The sequence below is a fragment of the uncultured Oscillibacter sp. genome, from assembly GCF_950073225.1.
GTDB lineage: Bacteria > Bacillota > Clostridia > Oscillospirales > Oscillospiraceae > Oscillibacter.
Genome location: NZ_CATMPS010000006.1, coordinates 17,692 through 40,887 on the forward strand (window position 1 = coordinate 17,692; position 23,196 = coordinate 40,887).

Consider the following 23,196-nt stretch of genomic DNA (forward strand, 5'->3'; position numbering starts at 1 on the left):
GGGGGCCTCCTTTCATTGGTGCAAAAAAGGGTACTGACGCTAAAAAAATTGCGTACTTGCGGCGCTGCGCGGCCCGGAGTAATATGGCGGCAGAATCGAACTTGAGAGGAGACGCGTTTATGCACTTTTATGGAACCATCTGGCGTCCGCCCTATGAGGCGGATTCCCTTTTGATCCAAGCCACGGCGGGCTGCACCCACCACGCCTGCAAGTTCTGCACGCTGTACGAGGACCTGCCCTTCCGCTTCCGCATGTCGCCCCTGGAGGAGGTGGAGGCGGACCTCCAGGAGGCCCAGCTCTGGGGCACGGACCCCATGGCCCGGCTCTCCGTCCGGCTCCAGGGCCTCCCCGAGCCCCAGGGGCCCCGGCGGGTCTTTCTGGTGGGGGCGAATCCGTTCGTGCTGCTGCCGGGGCGTCTGGAGGAAATCGCCGGGCTTATCCGGCGGTACCTTCCCGCGGTGGAGAGCATCGGCTGCTTTGCCCGGGTGACGGACGTGGGGCTCAAGAGCGATGAGGAGCTGCGCCGCCTCCGGTCCCTGGGCTATGACGGGCTGACCGTGGGCGTGGAGACGGGGGACGGGGAAGCCCTGGCCTTTATGAACAAAGGCTATCAGGCCCGGGACATCGTGGAACAGGCGGCGCGGCTGGACGGGGCGGGCATCTCTTACAGCTTCTTCTACCTGGCGGGCATTTCCGGCGCGGGCCGGGGGAGGGAAGGCGCCCTGCGGAGCGCGGAGGTCTTCAACCGGACCCGCCCTGTGCGCGTCGGGTCCTCCATGCTGACCGTCTTCCCGGATTCGGAGCTGTACCGGGAGATACAGGCGGGAAACTGGAAGGAAGAGAGCGAGCTGGAAAAGCTGGAGGAGCTGAAGGTCCTGATAGAACACCTGGTTATCCCCACCCGTTTCGAGACGGACGGGGCTTCCAATCTGGTTCATGTCCGGGGGGAACTGCCCCGGGACCGGGCGGCGCTGGCCGGATATCTGGAGCGCTTGATCGCCGGGGCGGATGAGGAGTCCCTCCGGGCCTACCGGGTCAATCTAAAACATCTATAAAGGGGATGCCCTTCACCACCCAGGCGTCGGGCAGGTAACGGCCCTGGGGCATGGCGCTGCTGTTTTTCGTGATGCTCCGCCCGTTGTAGGTCATGGAGGAGCTGGACCCGCCGTCCATGTTCATGGCGGTCCAGCAGCCATAGCGCAGCAGGATGTCCGCGCACTCCGACACGGTGGTCCCCAGGCTGTGGCCCACCCGGCGGCCGTCGATGACCAGCAGGAGCGCGGCCTTGTCCGCCGTCTGGCCGATGACCGTCCGGGGCTGGATGCCCATGCCGAAGGAGCCGTCGATGTTCTTCTCCCCGTTCAGCACGATGATGGGATAGAACTGCACCGCGTCCCGCATCTCGTCCAGGTCCAGGCCCCGGCCCGCCCGAAAGTTGTCGTCATAATCAAACCCGGCGGTTTGGTAGCGGCCCTTGAGGGCCTGGCCGGAGTACTCGCCGCCGGAGAGGACGAAGCCCATGGGCACGTTGCCCCGGCCTTTGCCCTCCGGGTCGTAGAAGCCGCTGGCGTTGACGCCCAGCACGGCGCCATAGGCGTCGCAGAGCTCCGTCACCGTCTGCCCCCGGCCAGAGAGGGTATTCTTCGCCAGGATAACCTGAGAACTGTCCTTGGCGATGGCCAGCTTGCCCTGATACCCCTCGCCGGAGACGGTGAGAATGAGGATTTTGTTCGGCACGTCGATGGCCCAGACCTTGTCCCCGGCGGTGGTGCGGACCCCTTCCAGCTTTTCCTTCTCCAGGACGGGCAGGTCCTCCCAGGTGATGGACTCCGGCAGGGTGGACAGGTCCACCTCCGGGAACAGGGCGGCAAAGTCCGCGATGGCCTGCTCCTCCAGGGTCCGGGCGGACTCTGAGGGGGGCGGCGCTTCCGTCCCCTGGGCGATGTCGCTGGCCTCAATGAGGTTGTCCTGGAAGCGGGCCTCCACGTCCTTCATGGCCTCTTCAATGGCGGAGTCCGGCAGGAAGGCCGTGGCCAGCCACTGGTGGGTCATGGTGCCCATAGCCGTCTCAATGTACAGCGTCCGCCACTTGGCGATAAACGGGATGCCGGAGAAGGCGAACAGCAGATATAACGCCGCCAGCAGAACGACCGCGGCGGCTGCGGCGGCGGCGATCCGCCGTCCGCGCTTAGAGGGGGAACGGGTTTCTTCGTTCATAAACAGGGCCTCCGCCAGGAAAATCACGCGCTTTTATCTGGTAAGTATATCAGCCGGACAAGGCTGTTGTCAAGGCGGCGGAAAAGAGCGCGCCCCGGCGCGGAAGCCTTCCCGGTATCCTTTCGGGCCGTGAAAGTTCCGGCCGGTTGGCCGTCTTGGCGGGCCTGGTTTTAGTGGAACGGGGCCCCTCGGCGTCCAGTACAAAATTGGACTTGAATTTTTTGGGATTTTCGGCTATAATAATGAAAACAGCATTTGCGGCGCATTGTTTTCCGACGCCCCGGCGGCGGGCCGCGTAAATTTGGGAGGACCATTCGGCAGTTATATGAACACCGTTTATAGCGTCTTATCTGATTTGATTTATCTTATTTGAAAAGATCTGAACAACGTTTATGTAAAGCGCAGGAGCCGGACGGTCAGGGCCGGATCTGCGCTTTTTTCCGTATTTTTTTAGAAAGGTGGTGGCAGCTGATGAGCTGGCAGAACGAATTGAGGAACGGATACCGGACGGCGGAGGAGCTGGCGCCCATCCTGGGATGGACGCCGGAGGAAACCACCCGCTACGCCGCGGTGATCGAGCGGTATCCCATGCTGATCCCACCCTATTACCTGTCCCTGGTGGACCCCAAGGACCCGGAGGATCCCATCGGCCGGATGTGCGTCCCCTCCCTGGCGGAGCTGGACGCCGGAGGCGAAACGGACACCAGCGGCGAGGCGGACAACACCATGGTGGAGGGCCTCCAGCACAAATACACCCAGACGGCCCTGCTCCTCTCCACCAACCAGTGCGCCATGTACTGCCGCCACTGCTTCCGCAAGCGGATGGTGGGCCTCACCGACGCGGAGCTGAACAAGCGGGTGGACGAGGCCGTGGCCTATGTCTCGGAGCACAAGGAGATCAACAACATCCTGGTTTCCGGCGGGGACGCCTTCATGAACCCCAACCACATTCTGGAGCGCTACCTCCGGGAGCTTACCGCCATCGAGCACCTGGACCTGATCCGCTTCGGCTCCCGGATGCCGGTGACCTTGCCGGAGCGCATTTACGGGGACCCGGAGTTTTTGGATCTGTTCGAGGCGTACGGGAAGAAAAAAACCCTGGTCCTGGTGACCCACTTTAACCACCCCCGGGAGCTGACGGCTGAAGCGGCCCGGGCCCTCCGGGCCATGATTGGGCGGGGTGTGCCGGTGCGGAACCAGACGGTGCTGATGCGGGGCGTCAACGACGGCGGGGAAACCCTGGGGAAGCTCCTCTCCGGCCTGGTCCGGCTGGGAGTCATGCCCTACTACATCTTCCAGTGCCGCCCGGTCACCGGGGTCAAGGGCCGCTTCCAGGTTCCTCTGACGGAAGGCATCAAAATCGTAGACGATGCCAAATCCTATCAGAACGGCCTGGGCAAGGCGGTGCGCTACGCCATGAGCCACCCCCGGGGCAAGATCGAGATTGTCTGTGCGCTTCCCGATGGGGAAACCCTGTTCAAGTTCCACCAGAACAAGGACCCGGAGGACCGCTCCCGGGCTTTCACGGTCCGGCTGTCCCCCACGGACACCTGGCTGGACGGGGAGCTCCGGGGCATGTGAGAAACTGGGGGAGAAAACAGACATGCGGCGGGCCTTTCGGCCCGCCGCGTTTTGCCGCTCAGAGATCGGGGGACGGGGAGGACTCCGGCAGGGCCGGAGGCGTCCACTCCCGGAAGCGCTTGGCGGTCCGCCAGAGGTAAACCATCCGCATGACGGCGCAGTAGATGGCCAGGACCAGGGCGGCCAGCCCTACGATTACGGCGATAAAGGGACCCATGAACAAGGAGAGGAAAAACAGGAGCAGCGCCCCCATGGAAAACAGGAGGAGCTTCCACAGCTTCCGCCAGTTGGCGGCCAGCTCCATGTCCAGGGGCTCCACGGCCTGGGCGTGGGTGTGGAACTCCACGTAATCCCCATAGAAGCTCACGATGAGGGAGGAAACGCCCAGCAGGAAAAGCAGGCCGGACCCCTCGGGGATGACCAGCAGGAACAGGTCCATGAGCGTGACCACCAGCAGGCAGAGGGCGGCGGTGCGGTAGCCCCTTAGCACCGGCGTCAGCTTCCACAAAAACAGGACGTAGGCCAAGCCGCAGAGGAATCTCAGCGCCATTCCCACGGCCTCGGCGGCGGGAAACGCCTGGGTCACAAGATCCACCGTCAGCAGAGCCGCCAGATTCGACGGAACCACCAGCCAGAACATCAGCCAGGTCCATTTCCCCATCAGCGGGGCGATCTCCGCCAGGCGGCGATATTTGGCCGCCTCGCTGTCCCGGCGCTGGAGCTCCTGCCGGGGAACGCCGTCCCGCTGGGCCTGGCGGGGGCAGCCGGAAACGTACGTGCAGGTCTCACACCGCTCATGCCCCTTTTCCCGGCAGCAGGCGGCGATGCCGCAGGGGCCGGAGAAGGGCCGCCCCATGTCCTCCTGGCAGCCGGCACAGTTCAGCTGATCCTTCCATCCGCAGGACTCGCAGCTTTTTCCACAGATGCCTTCCACGTTGCGCCCTCCTTTTTTGGCCCGGTAACGGCCTTTTATTGATCTCTATTTTAGCACAGAAAGATGCAGGATTCGCAACAGAAGAATTACATTTTATGACAAAAAGTTACACCCTTCCAACGCGGCGCGAACGGTTCAGTAGCCGTAGCGCTTTTGGTGCCTTGCCAGCAGCGCCGCCGACATAAGCAGACCCAGCAGCTCCGCCGCCGGGGTGGCTAGCCAGACCCCGGTTACCCCCAGCAGCAGGGGCAGAAGCTGGACGCAGGCCACGGTGAACAGGAAGGACCGGGAGAAGGCCAGAACAGCGGAAACCACGCCGTTGGACAGGGCGGTGAACATGCTGCTGGCGAAGACGTTCAGCCCCAGGAAGAGCAGGGCGATGGAGCACAGGCGGTTCCCCGTCACCGCCAAGGCGTAGACCGGGCTGTCCGGCCGGGTGAAGACGCCCACCAGCGCCGGGGTGGCCAGGGCGGAGACGGCGGCGCAGAGGGCGGAGGCCCCCAGGATGAACCGCACGCTGAAGCGCACCAGCTTTTTCAGCTTCTCGTGGTTCCCCTCCCCGTGGTAGTAGCTGATCATGGGCGCCGCGCCGTAGGAGTAGCCGATAAACAGGGCGCTGACAAACATCAATACGTACATGATGATGGTGATGGCGGCCACGCCGTCCTCTCCGATGTATTTCAGCATGGCCAGGTTGAACAGCAACGTGGTGATGCCGGAGACCAGGGAGGTGGCCAGCTCGGAAAGGCCGTTGGCGGAGGCGTGGAACAGCACGCCTCCCCGAAAGACCGGCTTCTGGAAGTGGAGCAGGCTGTCCCGTTTACGGAAGACCAAAAGGCCCGCCGCCGCGGTGAGGGAGTACCCCAGCCCCGTGGCGACGGCGGCCCCCCGGATGCCCAGGCCCGCCATGGCGATGAGCACATAGTCCAGGACGATGTTGCTCACGCCCCCCGCCACGGTGCAGATGAGGGACAGCCGTGACCGATCCGCGGCGATGAGGTAGAGGGAGAAGTTGTACATCAGCAAAATGGGGATGGTGAAGAGCAGATAGTCGCTGAGGTAGGCATGGCAGTATCCGAAGACCTCCGGCGACAGGCCCATGGACCCCAGCAGGACGTCCATCAGGCCGTAGCCCAGGGCCATCATGACGGCCCCCACCACGGCGTTGGTCAAAATCAGCAGGGTGAAGTCCTGCCGGGCCTCCTCTTCCCGGCCCTCCCCCATCTTTTTCATTACCACGGCGCTGCCGCCGGTGGCCAGCATCCCGGACACCGCCGTGATGAGCCCGATGGCCGGGGCTGTGAGGTTGATGGCCGACAGGGCGGCGGTGCCGATGAGGTTGGAGACAAACAGGCCGTCCACCATGGTGTAGAACGTGTTGAACACCGTCATGACGATGGTGGGAAAAACAAAGCGCAGGATGTTTCGTCCCGTCACCGGGAGGTGGTAAGAATCCAGACTGGCTTTCACAGCGCTCCCCTCCCTCAATTCCGGTAGTCCACGTCCTGGCGGTCCCCCAGGCCGAAATACCGGACCTCGTCCCCCTCCGCCAGAGGACGGACGGCGGAGACCCGCCGGTTCCAGGCGGGGGCGAAGTAGTAGACGCCGCTCTCCGCGCACATCACGCTGGTGCACAGGGTCTGTTCATACACGTCGTAGTCCGGATCGGCCTTGGCCAGTCCCTCGGGGATATCCACCGGGGCAAAGGCCCGGAACATCCGGGACACGCCGTCCAGCTCGTCCCTCCCCCGGACGGAGAACTCCTTCATGAAGGCCGTCCGCACAAAGCGGGCGGGAGAGGAGTAGCCCCCCGGCAGGCCGAAGCCGCCCCCCAGCCGCTCCCCAAACTCCCGGACCTCGCGGCCCGCAATGGTCCGGGGCGCCTTGGGCAGGTTCGTGACTCCCGCGTAATTCCGCAGATTGGTTTCATGCCACGGGTAGTCCGGGCTGTTGGTCAGCACCCCGGCGGTCCGCCGGTAGACGGACAGGCCGCCTTGATCGGGCTCCAGGATGAGGGCTTCGCCGGTCCTGCCGCTTAGGATATAGTGGGCGGGCAGGGGCTTTCCCTGGATGAGCTCGTCCACCAGGGTGAGGCCGTCCAGGGCTTCCACCGCCTCTTCCAAAGAGCCGCACCGGCTGAGGAGCCAGGCCAGGAGGCGGCCGGGATGGACCGCCGTCTTCCCCGGCCCGGCGGCTTCCTCATAGGCCGCGTACTCCGGGTAGTGGAGCAGGGCCCCCATAAGCCCGGCGGCGTTCACGCCGTCCACCAAAATAGGCTCCCCAAAGCCCAGCACCGCCATGCCGGTATACCCGTAGCGTCCCCGGGGGTCCTCCCGCCCCGGCCGGATCCCGGGGGCGCAGGGAATCCCGGCGGGGACGGCGAGAACGCGGTTCGCCTTCAGGTCCCCGAACTGGTCATAGGTCCGGCCCAGAAGGTGGCGTCCGTCCGCTGTCTCCCAGGAAAAGCTGCTGCATCCAAAATTCATCATGATACCTCCATGTTCCTTTCGCCTTAGTCTGCCGTCCAGGCTTGTAAAAATTCCTTGTGTGAGGTATCATAAACCGTGTGGCCGCCACACAGTCAAGAGGGGATTTGCCATTTGGGGAGGAATCTTTTATGGAGCGGAAAACAGGCCGTCTGACCTCCGGGGACTTTGCCGCCCTGTGCGGCGCAACCAAGGAGACTCTGCGGCACTACAAGGACCTGGGGCTGCTGACCCCGGCCCACCGGGGGGGAAACGGGTATTTCTACTATGACGCGGAACAGTTCTATGACTACTACGCCATCGCCATCTTCCGCCAGACGGGCACGCCCCTGGAGGAGATCCGCCGCTGCCTCCGGGGGCAGGACGCCGCCGGAACCCTGGAGCGCCTCCGGGAACAGCGGGTGCGGCTGGAGGCGGAGCGGCGGAAGCTGGAGCAGATGGAGTTCGTCCTCTCCGGCATGATCGGGGGCCTGGAGCTGGGGGCGGAGCCGGATCTGGTCCCCCGGACGGCCCGGTTCGAGGCGGAGCATCTGCTGGCCCTCCCGGCGGAGGAGCTGGAGGGCCTGATGGACCCCGGCGCGGAAGAGGATGCCATGCTGATGACCGTGCTGGAGCGCTGCCGGACCCTCTGCCGGGAGTACGGCCTGCGGACGGACTACCGGCTGGGGGCCATCCACCGCCCCGGGGAACCGGCGGGGCCGGGAACCGTCAGCCATCTCACCATGCGCCTGGCGGAGCGGACGGACTGCCCCTATTACTGGGAAAAGCCCGCCGGGACCCACCTCCTTCTCTGCTGCCGGGGCCGCTGGGACCTCACCCAGGGCTACGCCGCCCTGGCGCGGCACATAGCGGAGAAGAAGCTGAAGACGTGGGGGCGCGTCTACGCCTGCGACCTGGCGGGCTTTATCCTGAACGGGGTGGAATCCAACGCGGCCACCGTGCTGTCCGTCCGGCTGGCGGAGAAACCATAAAGGGCCGCGCCGTTGTAACGGCGCGGCCCTTTTTTCAATTCCGCAGGCTGTGCAATGGGGCGGGAATCCGTCCGCCCCGTGCGATAAAGGCGGCGGAGGACTCCCGGTGGACCGGCATTACCGGAGCGCTGCCCAGCAGCCCGCCCATCTCAATGGTACCCCCCACGTCCTTCCCCGGGGCGGGGAGGATGCGAACGGCGGTGGTTTTGTTGTTCACCATGCCAATCGCCGCCTCGTCGGCGATGATCGCCGCGATGGTTTCCGCCGGGGTGTCCCCGGGAATGGCGATCATGTCCAGCCCCACGGAGCAGACGCAGGTCATGGCCTCCAGCTTGTCGATGCACAGCGTCCCGGAGCGGGCGGCGGCAATCATGCCCTCGTCCTCGCTGACGGGGATGAAGGCCCCGGAGAGGCCCCCCACGCTGGAGGAGGCCATGACGCCGCCCTTTTTCACCGCGTCGTTCAGCATGGCCAGGGCCGCCGTGGTGCCGTGGGTGCCGCAGACCTCCAGGCCCAGCTCCTCCAGAATCCGGGCCACGCTGTCCCCGACGGCGGGGGTGGGGGCCAGGCTCAAATCCACGATTCCAAACGGCGTGTCCAGCCGCCGGCTGGCCTCCTGGGCCACCAGCTGGCCCATGCGGGTCACCCGGAAAGCGGTCTTCTTGATGGTCTCCGCCACAACGTCCAGGGGCTTATCCCTAACGGCCTGGAGGGCGTGGCAGACAACGCCGGGCCCGGAGACGCCCACGTTGATGACCTTCTCCGCCTCTCCGGCGCCGTGGAAGGCCCCGGCCATGAAGGGGTTGTCCTCCACGGCGTTGCAGAACACCACCAGCTTGGCGCAGCCCAGGCCGTCCCGGTCCGCCGTGCGGTCTGCGGTCTCCCGGATGGTGCGGCCCATGAGGGCCACGGCGTCCATGTTGACGCCCGCCCGGGTGGAGCCCACGTTGACGGAGGAGCAGACCAGCTCCGTCCGGGCCAGGGCCTCGGGAATGGAGCGGATGAGGCGCTCGTCCGCCTGGGTCATCCCCTTCTGGACCAGGGCGGAGTAGCCCCCGATGAAGTTCACGCCGCAGCTCTGGGCCGCCTTATCCAGGGCCAGGGCAAAGGGCACATAGTCCTCCGTCTCGCTGGCCCCGGCCACCAGGGCCATGGGGGTGACGGAGATGCGCTTGTTCACAATGGGGATGCCGAACTCGTCCTCAATGTCCTGGCCGGTTTTCACCAGCCGTTCGGCGCAGCGGCAGATCTTCTCATAGACCTTCTCACAGGCCCGCCTGGGGTCCGGGTCGCAGCAGGAGAGCAGGGAGATGCCCATGGTGATGGTGCGGATGTCCAGGTGCTGCTGGTCGATCATCTCAATGGTGGAGAGAATTTCCTTCTGATTCAGCATGGGGTTCCCTCCTTAAATGCTGTGCATGGCGTTGAAAATCTCCTCCCGCTGGATGCGGATGGAGAGGCCCAGCTCCGCTCCCAGGTCGTTCAGGCCCTTCCCCAGCTCGCCGAAGCTGGCGGTGGACTGGCTGACGTCCACGGCCATGACCATGGTAAAGGCCCCCTGGAGAATGGTCTGGGAGATGTCCAGAATGTTGACGTTATAGTTTGCCAGGCGGTTGCAGACGGCGGCGATGATGCCCACCCGGTCCTGCCCCAGGACGGTGACAATGGCGTTCATGGTTGCTCCTCCTTTATTTTAAAAACAGCCTCCGGCGAGGGGAAACAGATTCCCCCCGCCGGACGCGAATTACAGCTCGTCGAAGAACTTGTCGTGGATGGCCCGGACCGCCCGGTTCACGTCCGTCTCGTCCAGAAGGACGGAGACCCGGATCTCCGAGGTGTTGATCATCTGGATGTTGATGCCCGCCTCATAGAGGGCCTCGAACATTTTGGCGGCCACGCCGCAGTTGCTCATCAGTCCCACGCCCACGATGGAGACCTTTCCGATCCGGTCGTCGGCCTCAATGTGGTCAAAGCGCAGGGCTTCCTTGTGCTCGTTCAGGATGCCCTCCACCTCCTGCTGGTCTTTCCGGTGGATGGTGAAGGTGATATCCTTGGTATCCTCCCGGCCGATGGATTGGAGAATCACGTCCACATTGATGTTGTGCTTGCTCAGCAGGTCGAAGACCTGGAAGGCGACGCCGGGGTTGTGCTGGAGGCCCACCAAGGCCACCCGGGCGATGCTGGTATCCTTGGCGACGCCGGCAATGTTGGTCTTTTCCACTTTTGTAACCTCCTTGACTTTCGTGCCGGGCTTCCGCTCCAGGCTGGAAAGCACTTCCAAATTCACTCTGAACTTTTTCGCCAGCTCCACGCTGCGGTTGTGGAGCACCTGGGCCCCCTGAGACGCCAGCTCCAGCATCTCGTCGTAAGTAATCTCTTCCAGCTTCCGGGCCGTGGGGACCAGGCGGGGGTCCGCGGTGTACACGCCGTCCACGTCGGTGTAAATCTGGCACAGGTCCGCCCGGAAAGCCGCCGCCAGGGCCACGGCGCTGGTGTCGGAGCCCCCCCGGCCCAGGGTGGTCACGTCCCCGTTCCGGTCCACGCCCTGGAAGCCCGTGACGATGACGATGCGGTGCTGGTCCAGCTCCGCCTGGATGCGCTCGGCGTCGATGCGCTTGATGCGGGCGTCGGCGTGGACGGTGGTGGACTGGATGCCCACCTGCCAGGCCGCCAGGGACACGCAGGGCAGGCCCATGGCCTCCAGCGCCATGGCGCAAAGAGCCACGGAAATCTGCTCCCCCGTGGAAAGGAGCATATCCAGCTCCCGCTTGGAGGCGTTGGGGTTGACCTCCTTCGCCTTTTCAATCAGGTCGTCGGTGGTGTCCCCCTGGGCGGACAGGACCACGATGACATCGTTGCCCTTTACATAGGCCTCCGCGATGATTCGGGCGACATTTTGGATACGCTGGGCGTCCCTCACGGAGCTGCCGCCGAATTTCTGTACGATCAAACTCATGAATCTATCTTCCTTTTCCGCTTGAAATCAGGTTGGACGGGGGAAGGGCCTTCTTCCCCGCTCTATCCTATGCGGCGGGCCGCGCGCCGGGTCAGCCGTCCAATACCCGCATACAGGCCAGCACGTTCAGGGATCGGGACTGCTGGGCCGCCTCGTCCCCGCTGAGGGGGTCGGTCAAAAAGGCGGTCTCGCCGTCCTCGCTGAGGACCTCCACCTGCCCGAAGGCCAGGGCCGCGTCGGTGAGGCTGCCCTCGATGCGGAAATAGTGCCGCATCTTCAAAACCGACGGGTCCTGGAATCCCGCCGCATCCGCCGACCAGCCGATCTCCTCCCGCTTGGGACTGGCCTGGAGGCACTCCATCACGTCCGCCACACAGGCGGAGGCGGTGGGCAGCTCCCCGGCTCCCCGGCCGTAGAACATCACCTCGCCGGTGGCGTTGCCCCGGACCATCACGGCGTTGAACACGTCCTCCACATTGGCCATGGGGTTGTCCTCGGGAATTAAATGCGGGGCCACATAGGCCGTCCGCCCGCCGCCGGGGAGGCGCGCCGCCCGGCCCAGCAGCTTAATGCGGTAGCCCGCCCGCTGGGCGATTTTCACATCCCGGAGGCTCAGCTTGCTGATGCCCTCCATGGGCACCCGCTCCGGGTCGATCTGGCTGCCGAAGGCCAAATCCCCCAGGATGCAGATTTTCCGCCCCGCGTCGATGCCCTCCACGTCGGCGGTGGGGTCCGCCTCGGCATAGCCCTTGGCCTGGGCCTCCCGGAGGGCGTCGGAGAAGAAGGCCCCGGTGCGGACCATCCGGGTGAGGATATAGTTGGTGGTCCCGTTTAAGATGCCGTAGACCTCGTCGATGCGGTTGGCCGCCATGCACTGGGTCAGGGGGTGGAGCACCGGAATGCCGCCGCCCACGCTGGCCTCGAAGAGGTAGCTGACGTTTTTCCGCCGGGCCAGGGCCAGCAGCTCACAGCCCTTCTCCGCCACCAGCTGCTTGTTGGCGGTAACCACATGCTTCCCGGCGGACAGGGCCCGCTTTGTATACTCGTAAGCCGCCTCCACCCCGCCGATGGTCTCCACCACCACCCGGATGGCGTCGTCCTCCTCGATTTTCTTAAAGTCGTCGGTCATCAGCTGGCGGTAGGGCCCGTCCTTAAAGCGCCGGACCAGAACGCTTTTCACCTGTAAGGGTTCCCCCAGCTTCCGTTCGATCTGCCGGGCGTTCTCCGCCACCACCTTGGCAACGCCGGTGCCCACGGTGCCAAGGCCCAGAATCGCAATCTGTATCATCTCGAAAACCTCTCTGTCAACCTGCTAATATCTCGAATTTCAGCACGCCCTCCAAGGCGGTCACGTCCCCCATCAGCTGCTCCAGGGACTCCGAAAGACCGCTGGTCTCGGCGGAGATGGTCACCGCCGCGCAGCCGTTGGTGGGAATGCTCTGGTTGATGGTCAGGATATTGGCCCCGGAGGCGGCGAACCGCGCCAGCACGCCGGAAAGCACCCCCGCCACGTCCTTGAGCATGGCGTAGAAGGTGATGATGTGCTCCGCCTTCATGTCGTTGAAGGGCTGGACGGAGTCCTTATATTTATAGAAGGCGCTGCGGCTGATGCCCGCCTGCTTTGTGGCCGCGCCCACGGTGTCCGCCTCGCCGGTCTGCATCAACCGCTTGGCCTCCGCCACCTTGACGAAAATCTCCGGCAGCGCCTCCGCCGCCACAATGTAGTATTTGATCGTCTTTGCCATCGCATCCTCCATCACGGGCCGCCCCCCGGCGGCGTTCAGTCCGTCCATTGCGGTCATTTGTCTTCCCTGCATGGTATCACATTTTCCGCCGCTTCGCAACTGTCGGAATCGGGGAAACTAACCGAAAAATCCCCCCTTTCCGTGGGCAAAATGCCGGGAAGCGCCGGATCGGCGGCCTGTCTCATAATGAATATTCATCCAGATATTCACACTTGTCTGAACATTAGGTCTGAAAAATGCACAAAAGGCAGGGACTGTTCCGGAATTTTTCGGCGATTCTGGAGAAATGCGCCAAATAAATATGCACGGGTTCTGAAAAAGTATTGACAGACGGGCGAGTCCGTGTTAAGGTAGCCACAGCCTGCGGGGAAATTCCCCCGGAGCTTTGAAACCCAGCGCCCGGTCCGCCGGGCAAAGACTTTTGGATGAAAAGGATGATTGTATCATGAAGAAGTTTATGACTCTGCTTTTGGCCCTGGCCATGGTCCTGAGCCTGGCCGCCTGCGGCGGCGGAGACAAGCCCGCCGGCGACGCCGGGGACTCCGCCCCCGCCGGCACCTCCGATCCTGCCGACTCCTCCGCCCCCGCCGATTCCGGCACCGACGCCCCCGCCTTCACCACCGTGGAAGAGGGCAAGCTCCACATGTCCACCAACGCCGCCTTCCCTCCCTATGAGATGACCACCGACGCCGGCGGCTTCGAGGGCATCGACGTGGAAGTGGCCCAGGCCATCGCCGGGAAGCTGGGCCTGGAGCTGGTGGTGGACGACATGGGCTTTGACGCGGCCCTGACCGCCGTCCAGACCGGACAGAGCGACATCGCCATGGCGGGCATCACCGTCACCGAGGACCGCCAGCAGGTTATGGACTTCTCCGACAGCTATGCCACCGGCATCCAGGTGGTCATCGTCAAGGAGGACTCCCCCATTGCCACCGTGGCCGACCTGTCCAATGCCCAGATGATCGGCTGCCAGAAGGCCACCACCGGCTATATTTACTGCTCCGACACCCCGGAAAACGGCGGCTATGGCGAAGATCATGTCACCGCCTATGAGACCGGCGCCCTGGCCGTCATGGCCCTGGTGAACGGCCAGGTGGACGCGGTGGTCATTGACAACGAGCCCGCCAAGAGCTTTGTGGCCTCCAATGACGGCCTGAAAATCCTGGACACCGAGTTTGCCGTGGAGGACTACGCCATCGGCCTTGCCAAGGGAAACACCGCCCTGCTGGAGGCTGTCAACGCCGCCATGGCGGAGCTGAAAGCCGACGGTACCTTCCAGGGCATCGTGGATAAGTATATCACCGCCGAATAAACGCGCCGAGAAGGGCGGCCTTCCGGGCCGCCCTTTTTCCCGCGCAACGAGAAAGGAGCCCCGCCATGAAACCTTCGCTCGCGCAGCGGTTCGTCACGGCCTTCTTGGAAGGCGGCCGCTGGAAGCTTTACCTCCAGGGACTGGGAACCACCCTGGAGCTGACCGTTGTGGCCCTGATTTTCGGCGTACTGCTGGGATTGGTGGTGGCGGTGGTCCGCTCCGCCCACGACCAGCAGCGCATCGGCCGGAAGAATCCCGTGCTGGGCATTTTAAACGTCCTCTGCCAGATTTATACCACCGTCATCCGGGGCACGCCCATGCTGGTGCAGCTTTTCATCTGGACCTTTGTCATTTTCCCCACCCAGCGCAACAAGATTCTGGTGGCCTTCATTGGCCTGGGAGTCAACTCCGGAGCCTATGTGGCGGAAATCATCCGGGGCGGGCTGATGAGCGTGGACGCGGGCCAGTCCGAGGCGGGCCGCTCCCTGGGCCTTGGGTACTTTGACACCATGCGCTTCATCGTCATTCCCCAAGCCTTCAAGAACATCCTGCCGTCTCTTGGCAACGAGTTTATCACCTTGTTCAAGGACACCTCCCTGGCCCAGGCCATCGGCGGCATGGAAATGCTGTACTACGCCAGCACCATCGGCGGGCGGACCTTTGACTATATGCCGCCCCTGCTGGGCATCGCCGCCATGTACTTAGCCATTGTCATCATCTTCACCTGGCTCCAGGGGAAACTGGAAAGGAGGCTGCGGGAAAGTGATCGACGTTAAGAACCTCTCCAAGTCCTTCGGGGACCACCTGGTGCTGGACGACATTTCCCAGCACATCTACCCCGGCGAGAAAGTGGTTGTGATCGGGCCCTCCGGCTCCGGCAAGTCCACCTTCCTGCGGTGCTTGAACCTGCTGGAAACGCCCAGCGCGGGAACCATCTCCTTCCAGGGCACCGTCATTACGGACCCCAAGGTGAAGATCGACCAGGTGCGCCAGCAGATGGGCATGGTGTTCCAGCACTTCAACCTGTTCCCCAACATGACCATTCGGAAGAACATCACCCTGGCCCCGGTGCGGACGGGATTGATGAAGCAGGAGGAGGCCGACGAGCTGGCGGGAAGCCTTTTGCAGCGGGTGGATTTGACGGACAAGGCCGACGCCTATCCCAGCCAGCTCTCCGGTGGGCAGAAGCAGCGGGTGGCCATCGTCCGGGCCCTGGCCATGAAGCCCCAGCTGATGCTCTTCGACGAGCCCACCTCCGCCCTGGACCCGGAGATGGTGGGCGAGGTGCTGGACGTGATGAAGGAGCTGGCCCGGGACGGCATGACCATGGTGGTGGTGACCCACGAGATGGGCTTTGCCCGGGAGGTGGGCAGCCGGGTGCTGTTCATGGCCGGCGGGAAGGTGCTGGAGGAAGCGCCTCCGGCGGAGCTCTTTGGGAATCCCAAGCATCCCAGATTGAAGGATTTTCTCAGCAAGGTGCTGTAAACGGAAAACGAAAGCCCTCCGGCCCATTTGCCGGAGGGCTTGTCTCTTATTTCGTTCCGAAAATCCGGTCTCCCGCGTCCCCCAGGCCAGGGACAATGTAGCCGCTCTCGTTCAGCTTTTCATCCACCGCGCCGCAGTAGATGTCCACGTCCGGGTGGCTCTTCTGGATGCGGGCGATGCCCTCCGGCGCGGCCAGGAGGACCATCAGCTTGATGGTGGTGCAGCCGTATTCCTTCATGAAGCCGATGGCCGCCTCGGCGCTGCCGCCGGTAGCAAGCATGGGGTCCACAATGAGCACGTCCCGCTCCGCCACGTCCTTGGGCATCTTGCAGAAGTACTTCACCGGCTCCAGGGTCTCCTCGTTCCGGTAGAGGCCGATGTGGCCCACCCGGGCGGAGGGCACCATGCGCAAAACGCCGTCCACCAGCCCCAGGCCCGCCCGGAGGATGGGCACCACGGCGAACTTTTTCCCCTTGAGCATGGGGGCGGTGGTCCTGCAGATGGGGGTTTCCACCTCGCAGGTGGTCAGGGGCAGATCCCGGGTGGCCTCGTAGGTAATCAGCATGCCAATCTCGGAAACCAGCTCCCGGAAGTCCTTGACGCTGGTGTTCTTGTCCCGGAGAATCGTCAGCTTGTGGGCAACCAGGGGGTGGTCCATGACGTGTACTTTTCCGTTCATAAAAACGCTCCTTCTATTTGAAATTTCCAAAGCCAAGCATATTCAGCCGCCCTGCTTCTCCCGCCGCAGCCTCTCGGCCTGGGGAGGCCGCAGGTACACCGGAGCCAGCTCCTGGGCCGTCACCAGGCCGCCCGCCCGGGCGATATCCTCCGCCTCCAGGGCAACGCTCACGGCGTTTTCCTTCACCAGATGGGCCGGGGCCAGGCGGCAGGGCACCCCCGCCGCCGTCAAAAAGTCATAGGTCATCCGCCCTCCGTCCCCCAGGACGGTCTTGGGCCTGGGGTCGCTTCGCAGCTCCTCCGCCAGCTCCGCCAGGGCGATGGCCCGGTCCTCCGTCAACCGGGTGAGGCGTCCGTTCTTTGCCTCGAAGAGGGCGTTGTAGACCTGCTGCCGCCGGGCGTCCATGGCGCAGACGATGAGCCCGTCCAAAAACGCCACATTCCTGGCCAGGGCCGCCAGGGTGGACACCGCCGCGCAGGGCTTGTCCGCCGCCCAGGCCAGTCCCTTGGCGGCGGAAACGCCGATGCGGACGCCGGTAAAGGACCCCGGCCCCGCCGAGACGGCAATCACGTCCAGGTCCGCCGCCGTCATATCCGTATTGCGCAGCAGCAGCTCCACCAGGGGCATCAGGGTCCGGCTGTGGGTCAGCCCTGTGTCCTGATAGGCGGAGGCCAGCACCTTCCCCTCCTCGGTGACGGCGGCGGAGACGGCCTTGGCGGCGGTCTCCAGAGCCAAAATTCTCATACCGGCCCCACTCCTTCCATGGCAATGACCCGCCAGTTTTCCTCTTCCGGGCAGCGGGCAAAGGAGACGGTTACCGCGTCCTCCGGCAGGGCCTCCTCCACCCGTTCGCTCCACTCCACGGCGCACACGCCCCCCCGGTCCAGGTAATCCTCCCAGCCGATGTCAAAGAGGTCCCCCGCGTCCTCCAGGCGGTACATGTCGAAGTGGAACAGAGGCAGCCCCCCGCCCTCATATTCGTTGACAATGGTAAAGGTGGGGCTGGTCACCCGGCCCTCATAGCCCAGCCCCCGGGCAAGGCCCCGGGTGAAGGCCGTCTTTCCCATCCCCAGATCTCCCCGGTAGGCCACCACGGCCCCGGGGGCCAGGACGGCGGCCAGGCGGCGGCCCAGGGCCTCGGTCTCCGCCTCGCTGTGGGAAACGTAGTCCACAGGCGGGCCTCCTTTCTTGTAAGGTCGATTCAGTATACCACAAATTAAATAAAGTGTAAAAAGAAATTTTCCGGCGTTTACAGGTTTTTTCATGTATGGTAGAATATGTTGTTGTAGTACAAGACCAGATTTCAAGGAGCGTATCATGCTGAACCGATTGAAAGACACCCTGGCAGACTTCATCCAGCAGGCCGACCTGGTGCTGCTGGGCCTTTGCAGCACCGCCACTTTGTACGGCATCGTCCTGGTATTCAGCGCCACCCGGTATCTGGACCCCTCCAAGGGACTGCGGCGGATGATCACCCAGTGCGCGGCCCTGGGCCTGGGGGTCTGCGTTTATATTTTTTTCTCCATGCTGGACCTGGAATCCATCACCCGGAAGTGGAAATGGATTTTGGCTTTCAACGTGGGCTTCATCCTCCTGCTGCGGACGCCCTTCGGCGTAGCGGGGGGCACCGGCAACCGGGCCTGGCTGAAATTCCCCGGCATCCCCTTCCAGATCGGCCCGGCGGAGGTGGTGAAAATCACCTTCGTCCTGCTGCTTGCCAAACAGATCGAATGGCTCTGGCAGGAGAAGGAGGACGTGAAATCCTTCTCCTCCGCCTTCGCTGTGGCCGCCCACACCCTCGGCCTCTGCGGGCTGTACTTCGTGGTTTCCCACGACATGGGCAACGGCCTGGTGTTTGTGTTCATTTTTTTGTGCATGGCCTTTGTGGCGGGCTTTGCCCTGCGGTGGTTTTTGCTGCTCTTCTCCGGAGTCGGCGGGGTCATCGCCGCCGTGCTGCTGCTGGACCTGGTGCCGAAGGACATGAAATACATGCTGAACCGCTTCATCGTCCTTTTCGACCACAGCTTCGATCCCCAGGGAGTGGGCTGGCAGCAGACCCGGAGCTTGCTGGCCATCGGCTCCGGCGGGCTCTGGGGCCAGGGCTATCTGAACGGCAGCCAGACCCAGAGCGGCAGCACCTCCCTTCCCGCCAAGCAGACGGACCTGATTTTCTCCGTGGCGGGGGAGGAGCTGGGCCTTTTCGGCTGCCTTGCCATCATGCTGCTGCTGCTGGCCATCATCCTCCGCATCCTGCTGGTGGCCCGGAAAGCCCGGACCCCCTTCTACCGCTATGTCTGCGTGGGCATGGCCTCCATCCTGATTTTCCAGACCGTCATCAACATCGGCATGTGCCTTTTCGTCATGCCCACCATCGGCATTACGCTGCCCTTTTTCAGCTATGGAGGGTCCTCCGTCCTGACGCTGTATATGGCCATGGGGGTGGTGTCGGGCATCAAGAAGCGCTCGCCGGAGATGCGCCGGGTGGCAAGGTCGCCTTTGCGCTAGCGGAAGACTTCATCAACGGGAAGGAAGGGTGTGTGCGGGGAACCCAGGAGGGGTTCCCCGCACCATTTAAATTCAAAGTTTTCAGAACTTTTTATGAAGTTCTGAAAACTTGTCCCGCTTGTCGAAAATGCTTTTTCGACAAGCGGGACGGTGGTTTTTCGCATAATTTCAAAGAATGGGAAAACACTACTCCCGTACCAATTCATACAGGAGGATGATTTTCCTATGAAGCACCAACTGACACGAGCCGCCGCCCTGCTGGCACTGACGGCGGTGCTGCTGACCGGCAGCGCCTCAGCGCTGTTCGGCAAGAAGGCTGAAGAGGCCTCCCCGGAGGGTGCGCCCCAGGTCTGGGACCTGGAAATCCGGACTTACCGGGGCATCCCCGGCCAGGGCCAGTTCCTGGCCTCGGACCCGGAGGGGGACGAGATGACCTTTGCTCTGGCGGACGAGCCCCGGAAGGGCGTGGCCGTCATTGAAGGGGACGGCTTCACCTACACCCCGGACGAGGGCGCCACCGGCACTGACCACTTCACCTACACCGCCACGGACAGCCAGGGCCACGTCTCGGCCCCCGCCAAAGTTACGGTGACCATCGACAAAACCCGCTCCGGCGTGAATTATGCCGACACCAAGGACAGCCCCGCCGCCCGGGCCGCCCAAACCCTGGCGGAAAAGGGCGTCTTTACCGGCGGGAAGATTGGGGATTCCTACTACTTCCAGCCGGACCAGCCGGTAAGCCGCAGCGAATTTCTCGCCATGGCCCTGGAGACGGCGGGCCGGAAGGTCACCGGCGTCACCATGACGGGCTTTTGTGACGACCCCGTCATTCCCACCTGGGCCAAAGCCTACGCCGCCGCCGGGGCGGCGGACGGCATCATCCGGGGCATCTCCACCGCCGAGGGCGTAGCCTTCCGGGGGGACGAGACCGTCACCTTCAACGAGGCCGCCACCATCCTGGACCGGGTGCTGGATCTGGGGGACGTGGACCTGGACGTGTGGTATGCGGACCGGAGCGCGGCCCCCTCCTGGGCGGCCCAGGCCGTGGGGAACATGGAGGCCGTCAGCGTCCTCTCCGCCGGGAGCTTTGGAAGCCAGTCCATGGAACAGGCGGTGACCCGGGCCGACGCGGCCCAGATGCTGGAAGCCGCCGGTATCCTGCTGGAGGGCGGAGAGGAATCCCGCGGTTTTTTCAGCTGGCTGGCCTAAGCCTCCGGCAAAGGCAGGCTCCTCTTGATCATAAAAGCCGGCGCGGCCTAAGCCGCGCCGGTTTTCGTTTCCCCGGGCCCTCCCCCGTCAAGCGCCCTTTCCGCCGCTCCTCAGCAGCGTCTCATAGGCCAGCACCATCAGGGCCCATAGGGCCAGCAGATAAACGGGGAACAAAGACGCCGTAATGTGATTGGCAATCAGGCCGAACAGGGGCGGCATCAAGCAAGTGCCCGCGTAGGCGCTGGCCATCTGAACGCCAATGACGGCCTGGGATTTCTCCGCGCCGAAATGGTCCGGCGTGGAGTGGATGATGCAGGGGTAAATGGGGGCGCAGCCCAGGCCGATGAAAATCAGTCCCGCCAGGGCGGCGCGTTCCCCCAGGGGCAGCAAAAGGGCGGCGGTTCCGGCCGCGATAATCCCCTGCCCCAGCCGGATCATCCGGCTGTCGCTCAGCTTCATGGTCAAAAAGCCGCTCAGGGCCCGGCCAACCGTAATGCCGGCGAAAAACAGGCTGGCGTAGCCCGCCGCCGTCTCTGCCGGAACGCCCTTTTGCAAAACCAGATAGCTGCTGGCCCACAGCCCGGCGGTCTGCTCTATGGCGCAGTAGCAGAAAAACGCCGCCATAACGGCTTTCGCGCCGGGGATTCGGAGGATTTGCCCCAGGGTCATTGCCGGTCCCGGGTCCGCTTCCGTTCCGCCGCCCGCCGGAGTCCTCCACAGGGGGAGGCTCAGCAGCAAAAACAAGGTCAGCACGATTTGCAGCAGGGCGATATAGCGGTAACCCAGATTCCAGCCCCCTCCGCCGGTCAGGGCGTACCCCATGACATACGGCCCCAGAGAGGCCCCGACGCCCCACATGCAGTGGAGCCAGCTCATATGGCGGCTGGCAAAGTGAAGGGCCACGTAGTTGTTCAGCGCCGCGTCCACGCTCCCCGCCCCCAGGCCGTAGGGAACCGCCCAAAGGCAGAGCTGGAGAAAAGACCGGCTGGCGGAAAAGCCGAAAAGCGCCGCCGCCGTCATGCCCACGCTGACGGCCGTTACCTTCCCGGCCCCCAGCCTCCGGGTGAGCCGGTCGCTTTGCAGGCTGGATATAATCGTCCCAACCGCGATAATCATGGACACGGCCCCCGCGCAGGAGACCGGAACGCCGAATTCGCCGTACATAGACGGCCAGGCCGATCCCAGCAGCGCGTCGGGCAGGCCCAGGCTGATAAATGAGATATAGATAACTGCCAGAAGTAAGTGAAGCATTCCGCGTTCCTCCTTGGTTTCCGGTACGATAATACCACAGAATCCCCGGATGTGTCAGAAAAAAGTCCATAGGTTCCCGCCGCAAGCCCTATGATTGACGCCCGGCAGCCGCATCCGCCGGGACAAAAGCGCGCTTACCCTCGCGCCGCTGGGAAGCGGCCCGTTTTCCCACTCCGGGAGACAAACGAAAAGAGAGGCCTGCGCCTCTCTTTTGTTTGCTTACAGCTTTTCTTTGATCTTGGCGGCCTTGCCCACGCGGCCCCGCAGGTAATACAGCTTGGCCCGGCGGACGGAACCGTTGCGGACGACCTGGATGTTGTCGATGGAGGGGGAGTGGATGGGGAACACCTTCTCCACACCTACGCCATAGGAGATACGGCGGACGGTGATGGTCTCCTCGATGCCGCCGTGCTTCTTGGCGATGACGGTGCCCTCGAAGACCTGAATACGCTCCCGGGAGCCTTCCTTGACCTTCACATGGACACGGACGGTGTCGCCAATCTGCACCTTGGGCGTCTCCTTACCCAGCGCCTCTTTGTTCAGTTCCTTGATGAGATCCATGGATATTTCCTCCTGTTTAATAGGCGTTCTTGCCCGCTTTTCTGCGTGTTTCTCCGCGCGCGGCAGAGGACCGCCCTTTGTAGCCTGAATAGGATATCACAGTCTCTTAGAAATTGCAAGCACTTTTTCGCAAGATCCCCAAAAGGCAAGTTGTATATTGAAAATGGACAGTCGGACAAGCCATCCAACTGTTATTGTGCGACCGCCCCGGCCCATGGCCGGGGCTCCTTATTCCTTTCGTCCCCGCCGTGCGGTCTGTAACACATTCCCCCGACCGCAGCAGCTCTGCCAGGACGATTCTTGTGTTACGTTCACATGCATACCCCTAGGGGGTATGTCTAAATTCTTCTTGACATTTACCGAAAGCAATATCAGCATCCAAGTTTTCGATGCTGCCATTGCCTCAGACCACATTCAGGGGCGCACCCACCACATGCCAGGTATCCAACGGGTTTTTATATTCCGTTATCCATTGGCGTCTTTGTGTCCACAATTCACTTTTGCGATACTTACACAATTAATACCGGCACTCTCACCGTCAATTCAGTTTCAGTTATTTCCTAATTCGGTTAGTGCTTTCAGAGTACCATCCAGATTTTCCTTGTGCCAGTTTCTGAGGCTGCCGGCATACAAGACGGCGTAGCGGCCGGAACACCGCAGGCCGCTCAACGCTGCTTGCTGGGCGGTCAGGCGGATGGTGTCCGACCTGGTGCGGATGGTGATAACGGTATTGAACTTAACGTCTTCCAGCTCCACTGACTGGATGTCCCCATAAGGAAGGACCAAGGATACGTCTTTGCGCAGGTAGTGCCATGCGCGGTTGAAGGGGAGCAGGACGATCTCGTGTTCACACATCTGGAGAACATAAAATTCCGCTTTAAAAAACGCCGGAATTTGTTCGCTCAGGTTTTTCGGGGCGTATTTGACAATGATGCAGCGATCCGCCAGGGGCTGGTATCCGGCTTCCTGGGTGAATCTCCGGACTTCTTTTGACATGGTGTATACCTCCAAATCGTTCCAGTTCATGTTTGGCGCGGACAGGCGGGAGTAATTGTGTTTTGCCATTTTTCAAACAGGGCCTAGTCAACGGGGGTGACGATGGGCTTGCCGTCGGCGTCCACCAGGATGCTCATGCCGCAACCCGCAGTCAGTGCGGACGAGGCCAGCACATAATTCACGCCGGTCTGGGTGTCCACGATAATTTTTTCCACATTGGTAACTCCCTGGGAGTAAACTTCCACAAAACGGTCCTTTGCCATAGCGGTCCCCCCCTTCGCATCCCGCCTGTCTGTGAACAGAAGAAT

At 63.0% G+C, this 23,196-nt stretch carries 24 protein-coding genes; 8 read left to right on the forward strand and 16 right to left on the reverse strand.

The genetic code is table 11. The annotated features are described in order from the left end of the window. The first annotated feature begins 119 nt into the window (after nucleotides 1-119). Nucleotides 120-1,055: a radical SAM protein gene (locus tag Q1M04_RS05105; RefSeq protein ID WP_297997420.1), complete on the forward strand. Its 936-nt coding sequence runs from the start codon at nucleotides 120-122 to the stop codon at nucleotides 1,053-1,055. On the opposite strand, the gene Q1M04_RS05110 is transcribed toward Q1M04_RS05105, so the two are convergent. Continuing rightward, nucleotides 1,036-2,217, reverse strand: a complete 1,182-nt coding sequence (locus Q1M04_RS05110) for a phosphodiester glycosidase family protein (protein WP_295754975.1) — start codon at nucleotides 2,215-2,217, stop codon at nucleotides 1,036-1,038. The genes Q1M04_RS05105 and Q1M04_RS05110 overlap by 20 nt on opposite strands. A 369-nt stretch (nucleotides 2,218-2,586) precedes the next feature. Here Q1M04_RS05110 and Q1M04_RS05115 point away from each other — a divergent pair, with 369 nt between their 5' ends. Next, nucleotides 2,587-3,798: a KamA family radical SAM protein gene (locus tag Q1M04_RS05115; RefSeq protein ID WP_297997423.1), complete on the forward strand. Its 1,212-nt coding sequence runs from the start codon at nucleotides 2,587-2,589 to the stop codon at nucleotides 3,796-3,798. 58 nt (nucleotides 3,799-3,856) lie between these two features. Here Q1M04_RS05115 and Q1M04_RS05120 read toward each other — a convergent pair whose 3' ends face one another. From Q1M04_RS05120 to Q1M04_RS05130, 3 genes are all read right to left on the reverse strand, one after another. Further along, nucleotides 3,857-4,732 carry a DUF3795 domain-containing protein gene (locus Q1M04_RS05120; protein ID WP_297997425.1) on the reverse strand — a complete coding sequence of 292 codons (876 nt, stop codon included), beginning with the start codon at nucleotides 4,730-4,732 and terminating at the stop codon, nucleotides 3,857-3,859. Between the two features lie 135 nt (nucleotides 4,733-4,867). Continuing rightward, on the reverse strand, nucleotides 4,868-6,202 hold the full coding sequence (locus Q1M04_RS05125; protein WP_297997427.1) for an MATE family efflux transporter: 1,335 nt from the start codon (nucleotides 6,200-6,202) through the stop codon (nucleotides 4,868-4,870). A gap of 14 nt (nucleotides 6,203-6,216) precedes the next feature. Further along, complete coding sequence (locus Q1M04_RS05130; RefSeq protein ID WP_300346299.1) at nucleotides 6,217-7,218, reverse strand: linear amide C-N hydrolase; 1,002 nt, start codon at nucleotides 7,216-7,218, stop codon at nucleotides 6,217-6,219. Nucleotides 7,219-7,349: 131 nt separating this feature from the next. Between Q1M04_RS05130 and Q1M04_RS05135 the strand changes: the two genes are divergently transcribed. Further along, nucleotides 7,350-8,189, forward strand: coding sequence for a MerR family transcriptional regulator (locus Q1M04_RS05135; RefSeq protein ID WP_297997432.1), 840 nt, complete (start codon nucleotides 7,350-7,352; stop codon nucleotides 8,187-8,189). A 34-nt stretch (nucleotides 8,190-8,223) separates the two neighbouring features. On the opposite strand, the gene Q1M04_RS05140 is transcribed toward Q1M04_RS05135, so the two are convergent. The 5 genes from Q1M04_RS05140 to Q1M04_RS05160 all read right to left on the reverse strand — a co-directional run bounded on the left by Q1M04_RS05140 (nucleotide 8,224) and on the right by Q1M04_RS05160 (nucleotide 12,947). Beyond that, the gene (locus Q1M04_RS05140; protein ID WP_297997435.1) at nucleotides 8,224-9,582 is read right to left on the reverse strand and encodes a PFL family protein; all 1,359 of its coding nucleotides are present in this window, start codon (nucleotides 9,580-9,582) and stop codon (nucleotides 8,224-8,226) included. A gap of 12 nt (nucleotides 9,583-9,594) precedes the next feature. Next, a complete protein-coding gene (locus Q1M04_RS05145; protein WP_293279590.1) occupies nucleotides 9,595-9,864 on the reverse strand; it encodes an ACT domain-containing protein in 270 nt (89 codons plus the stop codon). Between the two features lie 69 nt (nucleotides 9,865-9,933). Continuing rightward, on the reverse strand, nucleotides 9,934-11,145 hold the full coding sequence (locus tag Q1M04_RS05150) for an aspartate kinase (protein ID WP_293279588.1): 1,212 nt from the start codon (nucleotides 11,143-11,145) through the stop codon (nucleotides 9,934-9,936). 91 nt (nucleotides 11,146-11,236) lie between these two features. Continuing rightward, entirely contained in the window at nucleotides 11,237-12,433 is a 1,197-nt protein-coding gene (locus tag Q1M04_RS05155; RefSeq protein WP_297293489.1) for a homoserine dehydrogenase, read from the reverse strand. A gap of 16 nt (nucleotides 12,434-12,449) precedes the next feature. Then, complete coding sequence (locus Q1M04_RS05160; RefSeq protein WP_325306865.1) at nucleotides 12,450-12,947, reverse strand: ACT domain-containing protein; 498 nt, start codon at nucleotides 12,945-12,947, stop codon at nucleotides 12,450-12,452. Between the two features lie 388 nt (nucleotides 12,948-13,335). Here Q1M04_RS05160 and Q1M04_RS05165 point away from each other — a divergent pair, with 388 nt between their 5' ends. The 3 genes from Q1M04_RS05165 (at nucleotide 13,336) to Q1M04_RS05175 (ending at nucleotide 15,687) form a co-directional block, all read left to right on the forward strand. Next, the gene (locus Q1M04_RS05165; RefSeq protein ID WP_297997439.1) at nucleotides 13,336-14,202 is read left to right on the forward strand and encodes a transporter substrate-binding domain-containing protein; all 867 of its coding nucleotides are present in this window, start codon (nucleotides 13,336-13,338) and stop codon (nucleotides 14,200-14,202) included. A 65-nt stretch (nucleotides 14,203-14,267) separates the two neighbouring features. Beyond that, nucleotides 14,268-14,978 carry an amino acid ABC transporter permease gene (locus tag Q1M04_RS05170; RefSeq protein WP_204790591.1) on the forward strand — a complete coding sequence of 237 codons (711 nt, stop codon included), beginning with the start codon at nucleotides 14,268-14,270 and terminating at the stop codon, nucleotides 14,976-14,978. Beyond that, nucleotides 14,965-15,687 (forward strand): amino acid ABC transporter ATP-binding protein, encoded by a 723-nt coding sequence (locus Q1M04_RS05175; RefSeq protein WP_297997443.1) that lies wholly within the window; start codon nucleotides 14,965-14,967, stop codon nucleotides 15,685-15,687. Before Q1M04_RS05170 ends, Q1M04_RS05175 begins: the two co-directional genes overlap by 14 nt. Nucleotides 15,688-15,733: 46 nt before the next feature. Here Q1M04_RS05175 and upp read toward each other — a convergent pair whose 3' ends face one another. Genes upp through tsaE form a run of 3 tightly spaced genes read right to left on the reverse strand, consistent with a single transcriptional unit; the run spans nucleotide 15,734 to nucleotide 17,538 of the window. Continuing rightward, entirely contained in the window at nucleotides 15,734-16,366 is a 633-nt protein-coding gene (gene upp / locus Q1M04_RS05180) for a uracil phosphoribosyltransferase (RefSeq protein ID WP_297997446.1), read from the reverse strand. Between the two features lie 42 nt (nucleotides 16,367-16,408). Continuing rightward, complete coding sequence (tsaB, locus tag Q1M04_RS05185) at nucleotides 16,409-17,110, reverse strand: tRNA (adenosine(37)-N6)-threonylcarbamoyltransferase complex dimerization subunit type 1 TsaB (RefSeq protein WP_293278958.1); 702 nt, start codon at nucleotides 17,108-17,110, stop codon at nucleotides 16,409-16,411. Continuing rightward, nucleotides 17,107-17,538, reverse strand: a complete 432-nt coding sequence (gene tsaE, locus Q1M04_RS05190; protein ID WP_295755000.1) for a tRNA (adenosine(37)-N6)-threonylcarbamoyltransferase complex ATPase subunit type 1 TsaE — start codon at nucleotides 17,536-17,538, stop codon at nucleotides 17,107-17,109. The genes tsaB and tsaE overlap by 4 nt, the downstream gene beginning before the upstream one ends. A 145-nt stretch (nucleotides 17,539-17,683) precedes the next feature. Here tsaE and Q1M04_RS05195 point away from each other — a divergent pair, with 145 nt between their 5' ends. Both Q1M04_RS05195 and Q1M04_RS05200 read left to right on the forward strand, forming a co-directional pair. Beyond that, nucleotides 17,684-18,871: an FtsW/RodA/SpoVE family cell cycle protein gene (locus Q1M04_RS05195; protein WP_293278956.1), complete on the forward strand. Its 1,188-nt coding sequence runs from the start codon at nucleotides 17,684-17,686 to the stop codon at nucleotides 18,869-18,871. Nucleotides 18,872-19,096: 225 nt separating this feature from the next. After that, the gene (locus Q1M04_RS05200) at nucleotides 19,097-20,080 is read left to right on the forward strand and encodes an Ig-like domain-containing protein (protein WP_297997450.1); all 984 of its coding nucleotides are present in this window, start codon (nucleotides 19,097-19,099) and stop codon (nucleotides 20,078-20,080) included. An 87-nt stretch (nucleotides 20,081-20,167) separates the two neighbouring features. On the opposite strand, the gene Q1M04_RS05205 is transcribed toward Q1M04_RS05200, so the two are convergent. The 4 genes from Q1M04_RS05205 to Q1M04_RS05220 all read right to left on the reverse strand — a co-directional run bounded on the left by Q1M04_RS05205 (nucleotide 20,168) and on the right by Q1M04_RS05220 (nucleotide 23,151). After that, the gene (locus tag Q1M04_RS05205; protein ID WP_295755006.1) at nucleotides 20,168-21,331 is read right to left on the reverse strand and encodes a sugar MFS transporter; all 1,164 of its coding nucleotides are present in this window, start codon (nucleotides 21,329-21,331) and stop codon (nucleotides 20,168-20,170) included. Nucleotides 21,332-21,550: 219 nt separating this feature from the next. Continuing rightward, entirely contained in the window at nucleotides 21,551-21,892 is a 342-nt protein-coding gene (rplS, locus tag Q1M04_RS05210; RefSeq protein WP_204790585.1) for a 50S ribosomal protein L19, read from the reverse strand. Between the two features lie 549 nt (nucleotides 21,893-22,441). After that, complete coding sequence (locus Q1M04_RS05215; protein WP_297997454.1) at nucleotides 22,442-22,888, reverse strand: hypothetical protein; 447 nt, start codon at nucleotides 22,886-22,888, stop codon at nucleotides 22,442-22,444. An 83-nt stretch (nucleotides 22,889-22,971) separates the two neighbouring features. Continuing rightward, on the reverse strand, nucleotides 22,972-23,151 hold the full coding sequence (locus Q1M04_RS05220; protein WP_297997456.1) for a DUF6440 family protein: 180 nt from the start codon (nucleotides 23,149-23,151) through the stop codon (nucleotides 22,972-22,974). Nucleotides 23,152-23,196: the final 45 nt, after the last annotated feature.